This is a genomic window from Halomonas sp. 5021, assembly GCF_036663435.1.
GTDB classification, from domain to species: Bacteria; Pseudomonadota; Gammaproteobacteria; order Pseudomonadales; family Halomonadaceae; genus Vreelandella; species Vreelandella janggokensis.
In genome coordinates, this window is record NZ_JAXOVU010000002.1 from 31599 (window position 1) to 47073 (window position 15475).

Below are 15475 nucleotides of genomic sequence, written 5' to 3' on the forward strand. Positions count from 1 at the left end.
TATAGATGGCCGGCATTGGTTTTGAACTGCGGCGGTTGCTACGCCAGGATAGCTATTTCAGCCTGCTGCGTGCCTATGGCTACGCGGGATTGATCAGTTCCGGCCCCTGGGTGCTGTCCATTCTGGCGGTCATGGCACTGGGCATCTTGTCAGCAGCAGCTAGCCCCGCCAACCCCCCCCATGTGACAGCGTTTCTGGTGTCTGTCACCTGGCTTGTCGCCGGGTCGCTACTGCTGACATCACTGGTACAGTTGCTGTTTACCCGCTTTGTTGCCGACCGGCTGTTTGAAAAGCGCGATGCCACGATCCTGCCCAACGTGATGGGGCTGCTGACGTTGGTCATGCTGGTAGCCGCCTCCGTTGGTAGCGCCCTGCTGTGGTGGACTTTCGGACAGACACCCTGGCTCTATCAACTGGAAATGCTGGTCAGCTTTGTGGTGCTTTGCATGATCTGGTGCGTCACCGTGTTTGTCGCAGGAATAAAAGCCTACCGTCAGGTACTACTGGCGTTTGCCGTTGGCTATGGGGCCACGTTTGTTGGCGGCATGCTGCTCAACGATTATGGGCTTGAGGGCCTGCTGGGTGGCTTTGTGATTGGCCAGAGCCTGCTGCTTTTCATGCTACTGGCCATGGTAATTCGACATTACCCAAGTGATCGACTGTGGGCCTTCGAGTTGCACCGTGCCGGGCAGTGCCAGCGTTCGTTGATCGCCATTGGGCTGTTCTATCAGGCCGGTATTTGGGCAGACAAGCTGGTGTTCTGGTTCAACCCGGCCACATCCGAGCCCATTATTGGCCCGCTGCGCGCCTCGCCGATTTACGACCTGCCTATCTTTTTGGCCTATCTTTCCATTGTGCCGGGAATGGCGGTATTCATCATGCGCATGGAAACCGACTTTGCCGAGCGATGCCATGCCTATTACGACGCCATAAGAGGTGGAGACACACTGGGACATATTGAGACACTGCGCGGTGAAATGGTCGCCAGCGTTCGCCACGGTATCTACGATATTTTTAAAGTACAGGGCATCACGGTGGCCGGACTGCTACTCAGCGGCCCACTATTATTTACCTGGCTGGGGTTTTCCCACTGGTACTTGCCGCTTTTCAATATCGATATTGTGGCCGTGGGAATCCAAGTACTGCTGATGGCCATCCTGAACGTGCTATTTTATCTTGACCGTCTCAAACCGGCACTTTGGCTTTGCCTGCTATTTTTGTTAAGCAACCTTGTATTCACGCTACTCAGTCAACTTCTCGGCCCAGTGTTCTACGGTTATGGATACGCACTATCGCTTCTTTTTACATCTTTAGTTGGCTTGGCCGTACTGGACCATGAGTTTGAACATTTGACTTACCAAACGTTTATGCTGCAACCCAGCAAGGGTTAATCTGGAGAGACCGCTAGCGACTGGGGTACGAGCTTACCAAGCCCGTGCAGGGTTCGCTTGAGGGCGCCCTGCTGGGCATTGATTACCGCCAGGCCAGCCTGGCCTTTTTGTTGCGCATCACAGGGATGGTCAAAATAACTCATCAGCATCTCGGCGAGGGCATCGGGGCTATCCACTAGAACGAGGGCGCCGGCGGCTAACAGTGGCTCGGCCACGTCAGTAAAGTTTTCGATTGAGGGCCCGCTCAACACAGGCCTGCCCAGGGCAGCGGGCTCCAGCACGTTTTGGCCGCCCAGGGGGACCAAACTGCCTCCCACGTAAGCCACACTGCCCGCCGCATAGAGCAGCGCCAATTCCCCCAGCGTATCCGCCAGGTAGACCTGGGTCTGCTCCGTTACGACTTGCTGTTCGCTGCGACGGCTGAGCAACCAGCCCTCATCGCGGCACAGGTAGGCAACCTCATCAAACCGCCGGGGATGGCGGGGCACCAGAACTAAAAGCGCGTTTGGATGGCGCTTACGCAACTGAGCATGCGCCTCGAGTAATAGTGTTTCTTCACCATCACGGGTGGAGCCCGCTACCCATACCGGGCGCCCACCCCACTGACGATGTAAGTACTCACCCTCCTCGAAAACCTTATCCTGAGGGGGGATTTCAAATTTCAGCGACCCCACCACGCTGGTTACCTCAGCGCGGCAACCCAGCGCGTTAAAGCGCTCGGCATCTTCCGGTGACTTGGCAGCCAGCCAGCTAACGTTAGCCAGGGCGTCAGTCATCAAGGGTCGCCAGCGCCGATAACGCTGGTAGGCGCCAGACGATAGCCGACCATTGACCACGGCCACAGGCACTGTCTGACAACGGCAGGCGTGTAGCAGGTTGGGCCAGAGTTCGGTTTCAAACAGCAGCGCCATCGCGGGTTTTACCCGATCGACAAAACGCCTGGCCGCGCCTGGATAGTCGAGCGGCAGGAAGCGGTGAACAAGCCGCTTCTGTTCGCTTTCAGGTTGTTCATGGATGAGCGCCTGGGCCTGCTGAGCGCCCGTGGCGGTCATGGTAGTGATCAGCAGGCTGTGCCGGGGATAGCGCTCCAGCAAGCCCTCTATCAGCGGGCGGGCAGCACGCACCTCGCCCACCGAGGCGCAGTGCAACCAGAGGCGCGGCGCTGAAGGCAGTGGATCAAGACACATACCAAGGCGCTGCAAACGGGAGTAAGTAGGTACTTGCTCTCGCCAGATACGCCACATGATCAATGGCGAAAGGGCATACAGTGCCGCTGAGTAAGCAAGCCGAGGCCAGTTGGGTGCCGCCATTAGCGCTCGCGATCCAGGATCGAGCTGATCATCGCTGTGGTTGAGACACCATCTTCAAAGCCCAGTACTTTCACCTCACCGCCATTGGCAATCACCGCTTTTCCACCGACAATATCCTCTGGCCGATAGTCGCCGCCTTTGACAAGAATATCCGGCAGTACGGCTTCGATGAGCGCTTGTGGGGTGTCATGGCTGAAGGGGACGACCCAATCCACCGCCCCCAACCCTGCCAGTACCTGCATACGGCGATGGAGTGGATTGATAGGCCGCGTCGGGCCTTTTAGGCGGCCGATGGAGGCATCGTCATTGACTGCCACAATCAACCGATCCCCCAACCGTTTTGCCTGTTCAAGATAGGCCACGTGGCCCGCGTGCAAAATATCGAAGCAGCCGTTGGTCATGACCACTCGCTCGCCCCGGGTCTGGGCAGCTTGTACGGCCTCTACCAGTTGGGTTGGCTCAATCACCCCGAATTCAGCAAGCTTATCGCCGTGCAGGGCGGTATAAAGCTCGGCGATCGACAACGTAGCAGTACCCGGCTTGGCCACTACCAACCCTGCCCCCAGATTGGCCAGCATCATGGCCTCGGGCAACTCATGGTTTGCCGCCATTGCCAACCCCATCAGGCCAATCACGGTATCGCCGGCGCCCGTCACATCAAAGACTTCCTGAGCACGGGTCGGTAAATGCAACGGTTCATGCCCCTCGTAAATCAACGTCATGCCTTTTTCGCTGCGCGTGATCAATAGCGCGTCCAACGCCAGCTCAAGGCGCAATGCTTCACCACGCTTTGAGAGCTCTGCATCACTGCTACAATGGCCGACTATTGTCTCGAACTCCGTCAAATTCGGCGTTATCAGGCTGGCGCCGCGGTACTTACTGAAATCGCTACCCTTGGGATCGACCAGCACCGGCTTACCTTGGGCTCGCGCCAGGGCGATCAGCTTCTCCACCTGGTTCAAGGTGCCCTTACCGTAGTCGGACAGAATCATCACGTCGCAATCAGGCAGCGCCTGCTCCACCTGGGCCAGCAAATCCGTGGTATCGACACCGTCCAGGCGCTCCTCGAAGTCCAGGCGCAGCAACTGTTGGTTGCGACTCATGACCCGAAGCTTGGTAATCGTGGGTATCTCTCCGCTATACTGAAAGTGAGTACTTACATTCGAAGCCGACAATTGATGCGAAAGCAACTCGGCATTTTCATCTGCGCCCACCAATCCTGCCAGGCCAACCCGTGCCCCTAACGCCGCAATATTCAACGCGACGTTCGCCGCTCCGCCGGGACGATCATCCGCATCCTCGACGCGCACCACCGGCACAGGCGCTTCCGGCGATATGCGCGATGTGCCACCGTGCCAATAGCGGTCTAGCATCACATCACCCACCACAAGAACGCGGGCATGCTCCAGGGCGTTTAAATCAACTTTCATCGGTGGTTCCTGTTGTTGGGCGCGCAGCCGTATGTGTCAGCAGTGCCTCGAACTTGGCAATCACGTCATCGGTTTTGATGAGTCCCATGGCGTCGGCATGGCGAACGCGCTGTCCCCAGCTTACCTCTTCCACCAATTTTTGCTGGTAGGTATACAGCGCCTCCGGGTAGGCATTAACGGCGAAATCTCGCCATAGATAGGGCGCCGCGCGCTGCGGGTTGGTCGTCGCGTAAAGTCCTAGTGTCGGGGTCCCCATGGCGTTAGACATATGCGCAGGACCGGTATCCGGCGAAACCACCGCACGCGCGCCATCAACCAACGCTAAAAGACCTTTTAACGACGTCTGACCAATGGCATTGATCACGCTGCCTGGCTGGCAGAGCATTTCAATTTGCTCCCCGATCTCCCGCTCGAGGGAGCTGCCTCCTCCAGTCAACACGCTTTTCAGTCCGTGCTGTACCCACGCATATTCAATGACGCTTGCATACCCTTCCACCGACCAGTTACGGAAATTACGCAGCCGCACGTTACTGCATGGATTAATCACCAGATAAGGGGCTTCACCGCTGATCAAACGCGCTTCATCATAAGCGGCAGGAGGTACCGCCAAATTCCATTCCAGGGGCCCCTCTTCGACACCCATCAAACGCGCGAAGTCCATGAAAGATTCCAGTACATGAGGATTGGTCCTGGGCGCAATATGCAGTTGGGTAAATCGGTGCTGGGCATCTTTGGCCCGCGCCTTGTCGTAGCCCACACGCACATTGGCCTTCAGACCAAGCGATAAAATACTCGCCCGAATGGCTTGCTGCATATGCAAAAGCACATCGAAACGCGTATCCGCCAGCTCGCGCCATAGGGCGCGCATCCCCTTGAGCCCCGTCGCTTTGTCGTACACAACAAACTCGACCCCGGACAAGCCGGCCAGTAAACTGTATTCACCCTTGCCGATGATCCAGGTAATGCGCGCTTGTGGCCATTGGCGCTGCAACGCTCGCACGGTGGGCACAAGGTTGCAGACGTCTCCTAACGCCGAGAGGCGCAGAATCGCAATATGGTTAGGTTGAGCAGGCAGAGAGGGCTTCATGCGCTTAGCGGCACTCCGGCAAGGAAATAATCTGATTTTACATGATGCAGACAGTTTATGTGACGCTGCCACGTCACACCAACCCGATCCCGCCCTGTTCAGCGCTGAGTACTGGCGATCCCGCGATTTAGTGGTCGGCGAAGCCCCTGGTCGGGGCAGCAGCCTTTTTTTACAGGCCTCCCCTGAAGAGCAATGGGTTTTACGCCCTTACCGGCGAGGCGGTCTAGTCGCCAAACTAAGCCAAAAACGCTATTTCTGGCTAGGTGCTGAGCGCACCCGCGGCTTTCAGGAAATGCGCCTCACGGCCAATTTATTCGAGCAGGGTTTACCTGTTCCACGCCCTATCGCCACCTGCGTGGTTCGCCATGGACTCAGCTACGAAGCCGCCTTGATCACGCAACGCATCACCGGCGCAAAAGCGCTCGCCGAGTTGATCGTCAGCCACCTGGCAGATGAAGCGCTCTTGCAACGCGTAGGTGCCATGATTCGACGCTTTCACCGTGCCAAGCTTGATCATGTCGATCTGAACGCCCGCAATATTCTGGTCGATGCCAGCGGCACGCCATGGCTGATTGACCTGGACCGCTGTCGGTTGCGCCAACCGGGGAAGTGGCAGAGCGCCAATCTGGAGAGGCTTGAGAGGTCCATTCACAAGTTTGATTCCAGTCTATCGATCTCCTCTATTCTGCAAGGATATCGCGCTACGAGTTGATCAAACGCGGCCGTATTGATCCTCGAAGCGAATAATATCGTCTTCACCCAAGTAGCTGCCGGACTGAACCTCGATCAATTCGAGAGGCAGCGTGCCGGGGTTTTTCAGCGCGTGAATCTGGCCGATGGGGATATAGGTCGACTCGTTTTCACACACAAGGTAGGTCGCCTCTCCGTTAGTCACTTCCGCCGTGCCGGATACCAATATCCAGTGCTCTGCCCGGTGATGATGCATCTGTACCGAGAGCTTGGCACCCGGATTCACCGTAATACGCTTGACCTGATAACGCTGGCCCCTATCAACCGATTCGTAGCGCCCCCAGGGACGATAGACAACGCGATGATTGTTGAACTCGTCGCGACCTTCAGCCTTGAGTCGCTCGACGATTTTTTTAACATCTTGCGTCTTATGCCGATCAGCGACTAATACCGCATCCTTGGTTTCGATAATGACCAGGTCTTCCAAGCCTATCGCAGCCACCAGGCGACTCTCGGAACGCAGCATGGTATTGCGAGTATCTTCCTGGATAACATCACCATGATAGCTGTTACCCGCCTCACACTTATCGCTTAACTCCCATATGGAAGCCCAGGCTCCCAGATCGCTCCAGCGCGCCGCCAAGGGCACGACGGCGGCATGCTGTGTTTTCTCCATCACGGCATAATCGACCGAGATGTCCTCGCATCGGGCGAAAGCCTCGTTGTCGATGCGCGTAAAATCCAGGTCATTCTCTAGCTGAGCCATTGCCTGATGGCAAGCATGCAGCATATCGGGGTGGAAGCGCTCCAGCTCTTGCAGGTAGCAGCTCGCTCGAAACAGGAACATGCCGCTATTCCATAGATATTCACCACTTTCCAGGTAAGCAGTCGCCGTCGCCGCATCAGGCTTTTCGACAAAACGCCTGACACCAAAGCCCTGCCCCAGTGATGTCCCCTGCTGAATATAACCGTAACCAGTTTCTGGGAAGGTGGGTACCACACCGAAGGTGACCAAATAATCAAGCTCTGCGAGAGCCTGCGCCTTCTTGATACTGTCATGGAACGGCACAATATCCTGAACCTGATGGTCAGCCGCCAACACAAGCAGTAAAGGGTCATCGCCGTCTTGTGTCGCGGCAATGGCCGCCAATGCAATCGCGGGCGCCGTATTGCGCCCGACCGGTTCCAGCAATATGAGACGATTATCCGACCCTATCTGGCGTAACTGTTCTGCTACCAGAAAACGGTGTTCCTCATTGCATATGACGATGGGCGCATGTGTTTCAAGCCCGTCCAGACGCCCTAGCGTCTTTTGCAGCATGGTAGGCCCACCATCCAGTGACAGGAATTGTTTGGGATGCAATTGACGCGATAATGGCCATAGTCTCGACCCAACACCACCCGCCAGGACAACAGGCAATAATGACATATCAGAATATTCCTAGGGTTATGAGGGCGCCACAGTATTGATTGCCGGGGCTCGAAAAGGTTCGGGTATCAGGCTGTAGCATAAACAATGCATATCAGGGATTTGTCTTTCTTTTTAAAGAAAAAACACTCTTCCCACTCTCAACTTGCCATCCCCAAGTGTTAGTTACCAGCCCTCCTGATACTCGACTATGCACATAGACGTCCAATCCAACCTTCTGAGGGCTTGTTTCGTGTAAGCTGGTTCTATGGCACGCTAACAGATACTTCCTGCAACTTCCCGATATCAGCCTGATGACTTGCTAACGCCCTGGCACCTGTTCTCAAGGATATCTTTCACATCTGTACTGCAATTTCTGAGACACCTGCTGTCGCGATCCACAATTCGCGATGCGCCCAGCGGCTCCAATACAGCCCTATTATGCAACCTCCGCTACACCAAAAGGATTCACCTTCATGAAGGTATTGATTGTCGTTCGTACGTTAAAAATTGGTGGGATGGAACGCGTAGCGGTGAACCTCGCAGACAGCTTTGCAGAACAGGGGCATGAGAGCCACTTGATGTATTTCAAGTCGCGCCCACCCCAGTTGGAACCGAGCAATGACCACGTCAATGTTCATCATTTCGAGCTTGCACGTGCCATGTGGACATCAGGTATAGGCGGCGTCATCGAGATCGCCGCACGCCTGTTCAATAGCGTTTTACGCAAAAGCTATTTTTTATTATCAGGATGGTGGGGCGGAAAACTGTTTAAGCGCGAAATACGCCGCCTAGAACGCCAATACGGCTCTTTTGACCGAATTATCTTTCGTGGTATTGGCACCTTCGAAACGGTTTGGTCTTTCCAGGACACGCGCGCCTGTTACGTTCTGGAAAATATCGTCAAGCCAACCTTAGGCCACAATGCCTGGTTGGAGCGACTGAAAGCACGCTGCCTATTTCATAATAAACATCTAATTACCGTTTCTCACGGGGTCGAAAAACAAATAGCGACGACAATGCAGGCGCTAAAGGTAGAGCCTTTATCATTGAAAACCATCACAAATCCCTGCCCTGTAGCCGCCATCCAGCAGGCCATGAAAGATGACTTCCCGGAGCGACCCAATTTCCCTTATTTACTCAACGTGGCCCGCTTAGTACCGCAAAAGAACCATGACCTCCTGCTGAGGGCGTATGCCAAAATGAAAACGCCCCTCCCGCTTGTGATTGTCGGCGAGGGGCCATTACGCAAAGAACTGGAGGCGCTTGCCATTGAGCTTGGAATTGCTGAGAACGTTATTTTTGCGGGCCGCCAATTAAATCCTTACCCATGGATGCACCATGCTCGTTTGTTTATCCTGAGCTCGGCACATGAAGGTCTTGGCATCGTACTGCTCGAAGCGCTGGCCTGCCAAACCCCTGTTGTTTCGGTCGATTGTCCAGGCGGGGTACGTGATATCATGACCGGTGATTTGGAAGCTTACCTGTGTGAAATGACACCGGAGGCGTTAGCAGCCCGTGTTGATGGCATTCTTGACGCTGGCGGCTACGCTATTGATGAAGGTTGGCTGGAACGTTTTTCACCAGCACACATTACTTCTGCCTTTTTGCAAGAGATGCCTGTTTCATGATATCGGCTAATATTATTGCCTTTAACGAAGAAGCCAATATTGCGGACTGTATTGCTTCCGCTCGCCAGGTTTGTGATGACGTTGTCGTCGTAGATTCAGGCAGCCAGGATCGAACCGTGGCGATTGCGACCGAGTTGGATGCCAGAGTGGTACATCAGGCATACTTGGGCGACGGCATTCAGAAAAATGTTGCACTTGAATATGTCAAGTATGACTGGGTTCTGAGTCTGGACGCTGATGAACGTCTTACCCCAGAGATGGTAGAAGCGATTCGTCAGCTTGAGCTCGCGGCAACCGAGCACGACGCCTTTGCCTTTCGGCGACGCAACATGATTGGATCACGCTGGATCCAGGTCTGCGGCTGGTATCCAGATTACTGTATTCGACTCTACAACCATCGCCATGCACGCTTTGCTGACGTCAAGCAGCACGCAAAAGTCATCGCCGCCAATCCAAAGCGACTTGATGCGGATATGATACACCACTCTTTTGATAACCTTGGGCAACTGTTTGCCAAGCCAGGGCGTAATTTCAGTGGTCGCGCGGCCAAAATCATGTTCCAGAAAGGGAAGCGGGCTAACGCTTTCTCACCGTTTGCACATGGGCTGAATGCTTTTGTGCGTAAATATGTATTACAGCGCGGCTTTATGGGCGGGGTTGATGGCATGACCGTTGCAGTCAGCGCGGGGCTCAATAGCTATTTGAAGTATGCCAAGCTACTCGAGTATCAACGTGATCCCAAAGTGCTTGAAGCGGAAGATTTTAATAAGGTTTGGTGATCAATGCACATTACTCATGTCAATTTGGCGCGCGGATTTCGTGGCGGCGAGCGCCAAACTGAGTTATTAATCAAGACATTGGCAGAGCAGTCACACAACGACCTTTCACAAACACTGGTTTGCCGTCGCGACTCTCCCATGCGTCAACACCTGCATGGCGTAACGAAACTCACGTTTCAGACGGCCGATCATCAGTTGGCCGGACACTTTCATCTCGGCGACACTCAGTTGGTACATGCTCACGATGCAAAAGGCGTTCATTGGGCCTATTTGCACTATCGTTTAAAAGGCACACCCTATTTAATTACTCGTCGTGTTGATGCACCCGTTAGGAAAAAGTGGTTTAACCAGCAAAGTTACTCGCATGCATCCGCCCGAGTTGCCCTTTCCCAAGTTATAAAGCACCTTCTGGAAGACAGCCAGTGGGGCAATGTAACGTTGATACCGAGTGCCTATTCACGTTTGACGCCTAAACTTGAGGCCGCCAACAGTTTTCGTGAGGATTTTAGGGATAAATTCTTGGTAGGCCACGCAGGCGCCGTGGTCGATAGCCATAAGGGTCAGCGAGTGCTACTGAAGGCTGCGCAGATGCTTGAACATCAAGCGCCGGATATACACTTTATTTTTTTAGGTGATGGTAAAGATGCAGAGGCACTAAAAGCAGAGTCGTCGTCGCTTGGCAATGTCTCCTGGCTCGGATTTAAAAGCGATATTGCCAATTATCTGGCTGGCCTGGATATATTTGCATTTCCGTCACGTAATGAGGGATTGGGTTCTGTTATTCTGGATGTCATGCAGCTAGGCATCCCCGTCATTGCCACTGATGTAGGCGGCATACCCGATATCGTCAAACATGAGCATACGGGATTACTTATTCCCTCCAGCGATGCTGAATCGCTGGCTAAAGGGATTATTCGTTTACGTGAAGATCCAGCTCTTCGTCAACAGTTAGCTCAAGAGGCCACTGAGCATTTGGATCAATACAGCCCTCAGTCAATGGCAGCATCTTACTGGCATCTCTATCAATCAATAGTGAATTAACATTATGCTTGCAACGTCTGCAAAAGCACATAAAAACTTTCACAAGCTTAGCTTTTATGCCCGACATACCTTTCACCGCCTGATTCCAGGGGCTTTTCTTCAGCGTCAACGAAAAAACTTGCTTCGCAAGCTTAAGAGCTTTTCAGAGGACGAGCGGCAAATAATACTTAATCGTGTTAATTACTGCAATCAACTGAATGATAACGTTGAACTTCCCGAGCAGGCCATAACGCTATCTAGTTTCAAGCGTGAGAAAAGTGGCACTTATTACTTGGATTTACTCAGCGTATTGCGCTATTTTCCACCTGAGCTACGCTTCTGTCATCGCTTTGGTGATGTAACCACTGTGCCCGACGTGCCAACCTTGGTTAAAAGCCGCCCCATCAGTGACCACAATCAAAACTCTGTTTTACTTAAGTTAAACCGCGTTCGTCATTACTACACAGTAAAAGATCCTTACCGCTATGATGCCAAGCTTGACCTCGTGGTATGGCGTGGTTCTTGCCATCAAGAGCATCGGCGTCAATTCATCCGAGACTTTTACGATCATCCGCTATGTAATGTGGGTGACATTCACAAAAATGCGCTTGGCCAGCCTTGGCATAAACATTTCATGTCGGTCCCGGCGCAATTGAAGTATAAATTTGTGATGAGTATCGAAGGCAAGGATGTTGCAACCAATCTCAAATGGATAATGGCCTCTAACTCACTGTGCTTCATGAGACGACCACGCTTTGAAACATGGTTCATGGAAGGCACATTGCTGCCTGGATATCACTATGTGCTACTCAAGGATGATTACTCTGACCTTGAAGATAAAATCATCTACTACCGGGAACACCCCTGCGAAGCAAAAGAGATTATTCGCAATGCCAACCGTTACGTAGATCAATTTATGGATACCGAAAAAGAACGTTTGGTTGGCCTATTGGTTATGCAAAAATATTTCGAGCGTACCCATCAATTTTTCTCTCATTAACGCTATTATTAACATCCACCGATCTCGCTTCAATTTGATTCTCACTATTTAAATCAGGTAAATGTCATCATTCATTATCGCTTTTTCTCTAAACTGGATAACGTTAGGTTAGCCATCATTGCCATCACCCTGATCGGTCTCTCCCTTGGCTATGCGATCACCGTGCTAACCCGCCTACCCTTGTGGACGCTGTTCCTGTTTGCTCTCGCCTGGTTAAGCGTCGGTATAAAGTTACGCTGGGGGCGGCCTCTCAATGCACGTTACCGCAAAGTATGGCCGTGGTCGCTTGCGCCGTTAAGTCTATGGGGTGTTTATATCTACCTGGCAGACAGCTTCGGTAATGTCGACTTGGGGGCTGTTTTTTTCCATCTCCAGGCAGGCATGGCTGAGCATGGCGGTGCAGGCAAGATGATTACCGCCCTTGTTTATACACTGAGCATGCTTGCTGTATTGGCTTCTGTCACCTGGCTGTCCCGCCATGATCAACGTTGGCGATTGATAGAACGCTTTCTGGCGATTGGGCTTCTCGCCAGTAATCCTTTGCTTTTCGGGCTGGGCCAGCGCAGCGCGGCAGTGGTGGCCGACAACGCTGATTGGCTGGATCAGCGCTATGTAGCCCCACCTACATCTAATCAGAAAGAAGCCCCTAACTTGCTTGTACTTTATTTGGAAAGCATCGAGCGCACTTATGATGCCACCCAGTTTGGCGATGCTTACGATGACCTTAACCGCCTCGGTGAACGGGGCGTTGTCTTTGAGGGTATTCAGCAAATGGAGAATACCGGCTGGACCATGGCCGGTATGATCGCCAGTCAATGCGGTGTTCCCCTGATGCCAGCGGGGCTTCTCCATGACAGTCAGTTCGAACCATTGAAGAGTGTTGTTCCAGGTATTGACTGCCTGGGCGATATTCTAGCCGCCCAAGGATACCGACTCAGCTACCTGGGTGGGGCCAGCACGGAGTTTGCTGGCAAAGGCTTATTCTACCGCGGCCATCAGTTTCAACGCGTTCAAGGCAAGGAAGAGCTCGTACAGCGACTCGATGACCCGGACTACGTCAACAGTTGGGGAATCTACGATGACAGCCTTTATGACATGACAGTTGAAGAAATTCGTCGGCTTGACGAAGCAGATAACGGCCCCTGGGGGGTAGTGACGCTGAGTATTTCAGGCCATGCCCCCAACGGATTTCCTGCCCAGCGCTGTCGCGAACGTCAGGGCCCTTTTGATGAGCAAGACATTCTTTACTCAGTTGAGTGCTCTGCCTGGCTGGCACGCGATCTGATTAATCGCCTGAACAATGAAGGGTTATTGGATGACACCGTCGTGGCGATCATGAGTGATCACCTCACCATGCGCGTATCAGTATGGGACGAGCTGACCACGATGGATCGTGAAAACACCTTCATGCTACTGGGTGACCATTTGCCTCCCCAGCGAATTCAGCGAAATGCCACCATGCTGGATGCCTTCCCCACGATTCTTGAGGCTCTCGACTTCACATTGGATGGACACCGAGCGGGGCTGGGCGTCTCGCTGCTGAGCGATCAGGAAACCCTGGTGGAGCGTCATGGCCTGGATACTTTGAACGAGCACTTACGAGAGGAAACCGCCCTGCAGCACCGACTGTGGGAGGGGCTGGCACCCCAGCGTCAGGAACCCAGTCCCTCTCCACAGGAGCAGGTGATTGAAACGCCGGCAGACCGAACCGATGAAGTCGACATTATGCGTTAACGATCACTTTTTCACGCTGCCGGTCGGCCAAAATTGCCTGATAGACGGATTCTACGTGTAACTTATTCAAGCAGTTAGTATGGCCCAATGGGCAGGTACGCTCAAAACATGGGGAGCAGGAAAGTTCAAGATAATGAATCACCGCATTATCGGTAAGCGGTGGTGTGTAAGCAGGCGAAGAAGAACCATAAAGCGCATGTATCCGCACACCGACTGCGGCCGCTACGTGCATAAGACCCGAATCATTGGTCACGACCTGGCGACAGTCGGCAAGCAGGTCCACCGCATCTGCCAGGGCCGTCTTACCACATAGATTGTGGGCCTGGGGGAGCCCTTTCACAATCGTGTCAGCGCCTTCATGGTCTTTGGGACCACCAAAAACACGTATTTCATAGCCATCGGCAATAAGCTTTTGGGCTAATTGTCGAAAGTAGTCGAGTGGCCACTGTTTCGCCGGTCCATATTCAGCCCCCGGCATCATGCCTATCGCCGGACGGGATGAAAGCATATTGGCCAGTCGTAAATTGACCAGATTGTCCCGGTCAATGGTCAGGCGCGGCTTGGGGATCGCAAAATCCCCTGTCGCCGCCTCATCAAGCGGCAACCCTAACGAGACAAATCGCTTCACGGTTTGATCCAATACTTGCTTATCCAGCTTGCGGCGCTCTTTCAAGAGGCCATAGCGATGCTCTCCGAGAAATCCGATACGCTCAGGAATACGTGCCATAAAGGGCACCAATGCGGCTTTCCAGGACCGGGGCAGCACAATCGCCCGATCAAAACGTCCTTTCAGACGATTGGCAAGTTCGCGCCGACTGACAAGACCAAACTCGCCGTGGCCTACTGCCAGGGGCAGCACCTCATCCACCTCGGGCATTCGTTCCAGAATAGGCTGTGACCATGCGGGTGCGACCACCCCGATGGTGGCATTGGGATAACGTGCTTTAAGGGTCATGAACAGGCTCTGGGCCATCACCATATCGCCCACCCAGGAAGGCCCGATAACCAGTAGCCGCATGGCGGAATTAGCCATTGAGCCACTCCAGATACGCTTTGACACCCTGGGCAACCGTTTTGAATTCGACATCGCAACCGGCTTCCCGCAGATTGCTTATGTCAGCACGGGTATAGCTTTGGTAACGCCCTTTCAGTTCTTCCGGGAAATCGATGTAATCGATTTGCCCCTTGGCGTAGAAATCGATGACCGCTTCACCAATCGCCTTAAACGGTTCCGCGCGGCCGGTACCCAGATTGAAAATACCCGAGGCACCTGGGTTATCCAGAAACCACAGGTTTACGTCGACAACATCGCCTACATACACAAAGTCACGGCTCTGCATACCGGCCTCATAGCCATCATAGGCACCAAACAGTTTCAGGGTTTCACCATTACGGATTTGCAGGTGGTGATGATACGCCACGCTGGCCATCTTGCCTTTATGCTGCTCTCTGGGGCCATACACATTGAAATACCGAAACCCCACAACCTGGGTTGTCAGCTCATCCCAGCGAGTACGCACATGTTGATCGAACAGCAGCTTGGAGTAGCCATACACGTTGAGCGGTTTTTCACACTCAGGCACCTCCTTGAATACCTCGCTACCGCCATAGGTGGCAGCTGATGAGGCATACAAGAAGGGGATTCCCCGCAGCTCGCAGTAATTTAGCAGTACTTTGGAGTACTCGAAGTTATTTTCCATCATATAGTGGCCGTCCCATTCCGTCGTATCGGAACAGGCGCCCTCATGGAAAATAGCATCGATCTTGGGTAGATCGACGCTCTCCCCCCGCAATGCCGCTTTTACCCTGGCGAGAAAATCGTCTTTATCAAGATAATCCGCCAGGGTGCAGTCAGCCAAATTGACGAATTTGGTGCCATCGCGCAAATCATCAACAACCATTACATCGTTCCGGCCGCGGGCGTTCAGCGCTTTGACCAAGTTGGCCCCGATAAAACCGGCACCGCCTGTTATGACAATCATTTCATTCTCCTTA

General features: G+C 53.4%; 13 protein-coding genes. 7 read left to right on the forward strand and 6 right to left on the reverse strand.

Annotated elements, in window-relative coordinates; translation table 11 throughout:
- The first annotated feature begins 5 nt into the window (after positions 1 to 5).
- Complete coding sequence (pelG, locus tag R3F64_RS03745; RefSeq protein ID WP_332609859.1) at positions 6 to 1391, forward strand: exopolysaccharide Pel transporter PelG; 1386 nt, start codon at positions 6 to 8, stop codon at positions 1389 to 1391.
- Here pelG and waaA read toward each other — a convergent pair.
- The 3 genes from waaA to R3F64_RS03760 are packed head-to-tail and all read right to left on the reverse strand — an operon-like array spanning position 1388 to position 5218.
- Positions 1388 to 2701, reverse strand: a complete 1314-nt coding sequence (waaA, locus tag R3F64_RS03750; RefSeq protein WP_332609861.1) for a lipid IV(A) 3-deoxy-D-manno-octulosonic acid transferase — start codon at positions 2699 to 2701, stop codon at positions 1388 to 1390. The two genes, pelG and waaA, sit on opposite strands and share 4 nt — an antisense overlap.
- Positions 2701 to 4131: a bifunctional D-glycero-beta-D-manno-heptose-7-phosphate kinase/D-glycero-beta-D-manno-heptose 1-phosphate adenylyltransferase HldE gene (gene hldE, locus R3F64_RS03755; RefSeq protein ID WP_199284391.1), complete on the reverse strand. Its 1431-nt coding sequence runs from the start codon at positions 4129 to 4131 to the stop codon at positions 2701 to 2703. The genes waaA and hldE overlap by 1 nt, the downstream gene beginning before the upstream one ends.
- Positions 4121 to 5218 carry a glycosyltransferase family 9 protein gene (locus R3F64_RS03760; protein WP_085919152.1) on the reverse strand — a complete coding sequence of 366 codons (1098 nt, stop codon included), beginning with the start codon at positions 5216 to 5218 and terminating at the stop codon, positions 4121 to 4123. Before R3F64_RS03760 ends, hldE begins: the two co-directional genes overlap by 11 nt.
- Here R3F64_RS03760 and R3F64_RS03765 point away from each other — a divergent pair.
- Positions 5217 to 5930, forward strand: a complete 714-nt coding sequence (locus tag R3F64_RS03765; RefSeq protein WP_085919153.1) for a 3-deoxy-D-manno-octulosonic acid kinase — start codon at positions 5217 to 5219, stop codon at positions 5928 to 5930. The two genes, R3F64_RS03760 and R3F64_RS03765, sit on opposite strands and share 2 nt — an antisense overlap.
- Here R3F64_RS03765 and R3F64_RS03770 read toward each other — a convergent pair whose 3' ends face one another.
- Entirely contained in the window at positions 5931 to 7337 is a 1407-nt protein-coding gene (locus tag R3F64_RS03770) for a mannose-1-phosphate guanylyltransferase/mannose-6-phosphate isomerase (protein WP_332609866.1), read from the reverse strand. It abuts the gene before it with no gap.
- A 455-nt stretch (positions 7338 to 7792) separates the two neighbouring features.
- Here R3F64_RS03770 and R3F64_RS03775 point away from each other — a divergent pair, with 455 nt between their 5' ends.
- From R3F64_RS03775 to R3F64_RS03795, 5 genes are all read left to right on the forward strand, one after another.
- The gene (locus tag R3F64_RS03775; RefSeq protein ID WP_199284387.1) at positions 7793 to 8947 is read left to right on the forward strand and encodes a glycosyltransferase; all 1155 of its coding nucleotides are present in this window, start codon (positions 7793 to 7795) and stop codon (positions 8945 to 8947) included.
- Positions 8944 to 9726 carry a glycosyltransferase family 2 protein gene (locus R3F64_RS03780; protein ID WP_332610607.1) on the forward strand — a complete coding sequence of 261 codons (783 nt, stop codon included), beginning with the start codon at positions 8944 to 8946 and terminating at the stop codon, positions 9724 to 9726. Before R3F64_RS03775 ends, R3F64_RS03780 begins: the two co-directional genes overlap by 4 nt.
- A 3-nt stretch (positions 9727 to 9729) precedes the next feature.
- A complete protein-coding gene (locus R3F64_RS03785; RefSeq protein ID WP_199284386.1) occupies positions 9730 to 10767 on the forward strand; it encodes a glycosyltransferase family 4 protein in 1038 nt (345 codons plus the stop codon).
- Between the two features lie 4 nt (positions 10768 to 10771).
- A complete protein-coding gene (locus tag R3F64_RS03790; protein ID WP_199284385.1) occupies positions 10772 to 11746 on the forward strand; it encodes a glycosyl transferase family 90 in 975 nt (324 codons plus the stop codon).
- A 162-nt stretch (positions 11747 to 11908) separates the two neighbouring features.
- Positions 11909 to 13480 (forward strand): sulfatase-like hydrolase/transferase, encoded by a 1572-nt coding sequence (locus tag R3F64_RS03795; protein ID WP_233337316.1) that lies wholly within the window; start codon positions 11909 to 11911, stop codon positions 13478 to 13480.
- On the opposite strand, the gene waaF is transcribed toward R3F64_RS03795, so the two are convergent.
- Together waaF and rfaD are read right to left on the reverse strand one after the other, a co-directional pair.
- Positions 13470 to 14513: a lipopolysaccharide heptosyltransferase II gene (gene waaF, locus R3F64_RS03800; RefSeq protein WP_085919159.1), complete on the reverse strand. Its 1044-nt coding sequence runs from the start codon at positions 14511 to 14513 to the stop codon at positions 13470 to 13472. The genes R3F64_RS03795 and waaF overlap by 11 nt on opposite strands.
- Positions 14506 to 15462, reverse strand: coding sequence for an ADP-glyceromanno-heptose 6-epimerase (gene rfaD / locus R3F64_RS03805; RefSeq protein ID WP_199284384.1), 957 nt, complete (start codon positions 15460 to 15462; stop codon positions 14506 to 14508). The genes waaF and rfaD overlap by 8 nt, the downstream gene beginning before the upstream one ends.
- Between the last annotated feature and the right edge of the window lie 13 nt (positions 15463 to 15475).

What these genes read in the sequence shown, in the direction of transcription:
- waaA (WP_332609861.1), bottom strand. Translation starts at nt 2,701, where the DNA reads ATGGCGGCACCCAACTGGCCTCGGCTTGCTTACTCAGCGGCACTGTAT.
- R3F64_RS03780 (WP_332610607.1), top strand. Translation starts at nt 8,944, where the DNA reads ATGATATCGGCTAATATTATTGCCTTTAACGAAGAAGCCAATATTGCG.
- R3F64_RS03760 (WP_085919152.1), bottom strand. Translation starts at nt 5,218, where the DNA reads ATGAAGCCCTCTCTGCCTGCTCAACCTAACCATATTGCGATTCTGCGC.
- R3F64_RS03770 (WP_332609866.1), bottom strand. Translation starts at nt 7,337, where the DNA reads ATGTCATTATTGCCTGTTGTCCTGGCGGGTGGTGTTGGGTCGAGACTA.
- R3F64_RS03775 (WP_199284387.1), top strand. Translation starts at nt 7,793, where the DNA reads ATGAAGGTATTGATTGTCGTTCGTACGTTAAAAATTGGTGGGATGGAA.
- R3F64_RS03790 (WP_199284385.1), top strand. Translation starts at nt 10,772, where the DNA reads ATGCTTGCAACGTCTGCAAAAGCACATAAAAACTTTCACAAGCTTAGC.
- waaF (WP_085919159.1), bottom strand. Translation starts at nt 14,513, where the DNA reads ATGGCTAATTCCGCCATGCGGCTACTGGTTATCGGGCCTTCCTGGGTG.
- R3F64_RS03765 (WP_085919153.1), top strand. Translation starts at nt 5,217, where the DNA reads ATGCGCTTAGCGGCACTCCGGCAAGGAAATAATCTGATTTTACATGAT.
- hldE (WP_199284391.1), bottom strand. Translation starts at nt 4,131, where the DNA reads ATGAAAGTTGATTTAAACGCCCTGGAGCATGCCCGCGTTCTTGTGGTG.
- R3F64_RS03785 (WP_199284386.1), top strand. Translation starts at nt 9,730, where the DNA reads ATGCACATTACTCATGTCAATTTGGCGCGCGGATTTCGTGGCGGCGAG.
- rfaD (WP_199284384.1), bottom strand. Translation starts at nt 15,462, where the DNA reads ATGATTGTCATAACAGGCGGTGCCGGTTTTATCGGGGCCAACTTGGTC.
- pelG (WP_332609859.1), top strand. Translation starts at nt 6, where the DNA reads ATGGCCGGCATTGGTTTTGAACTGCGGCGGTTGCTACGCCAGGATAGC.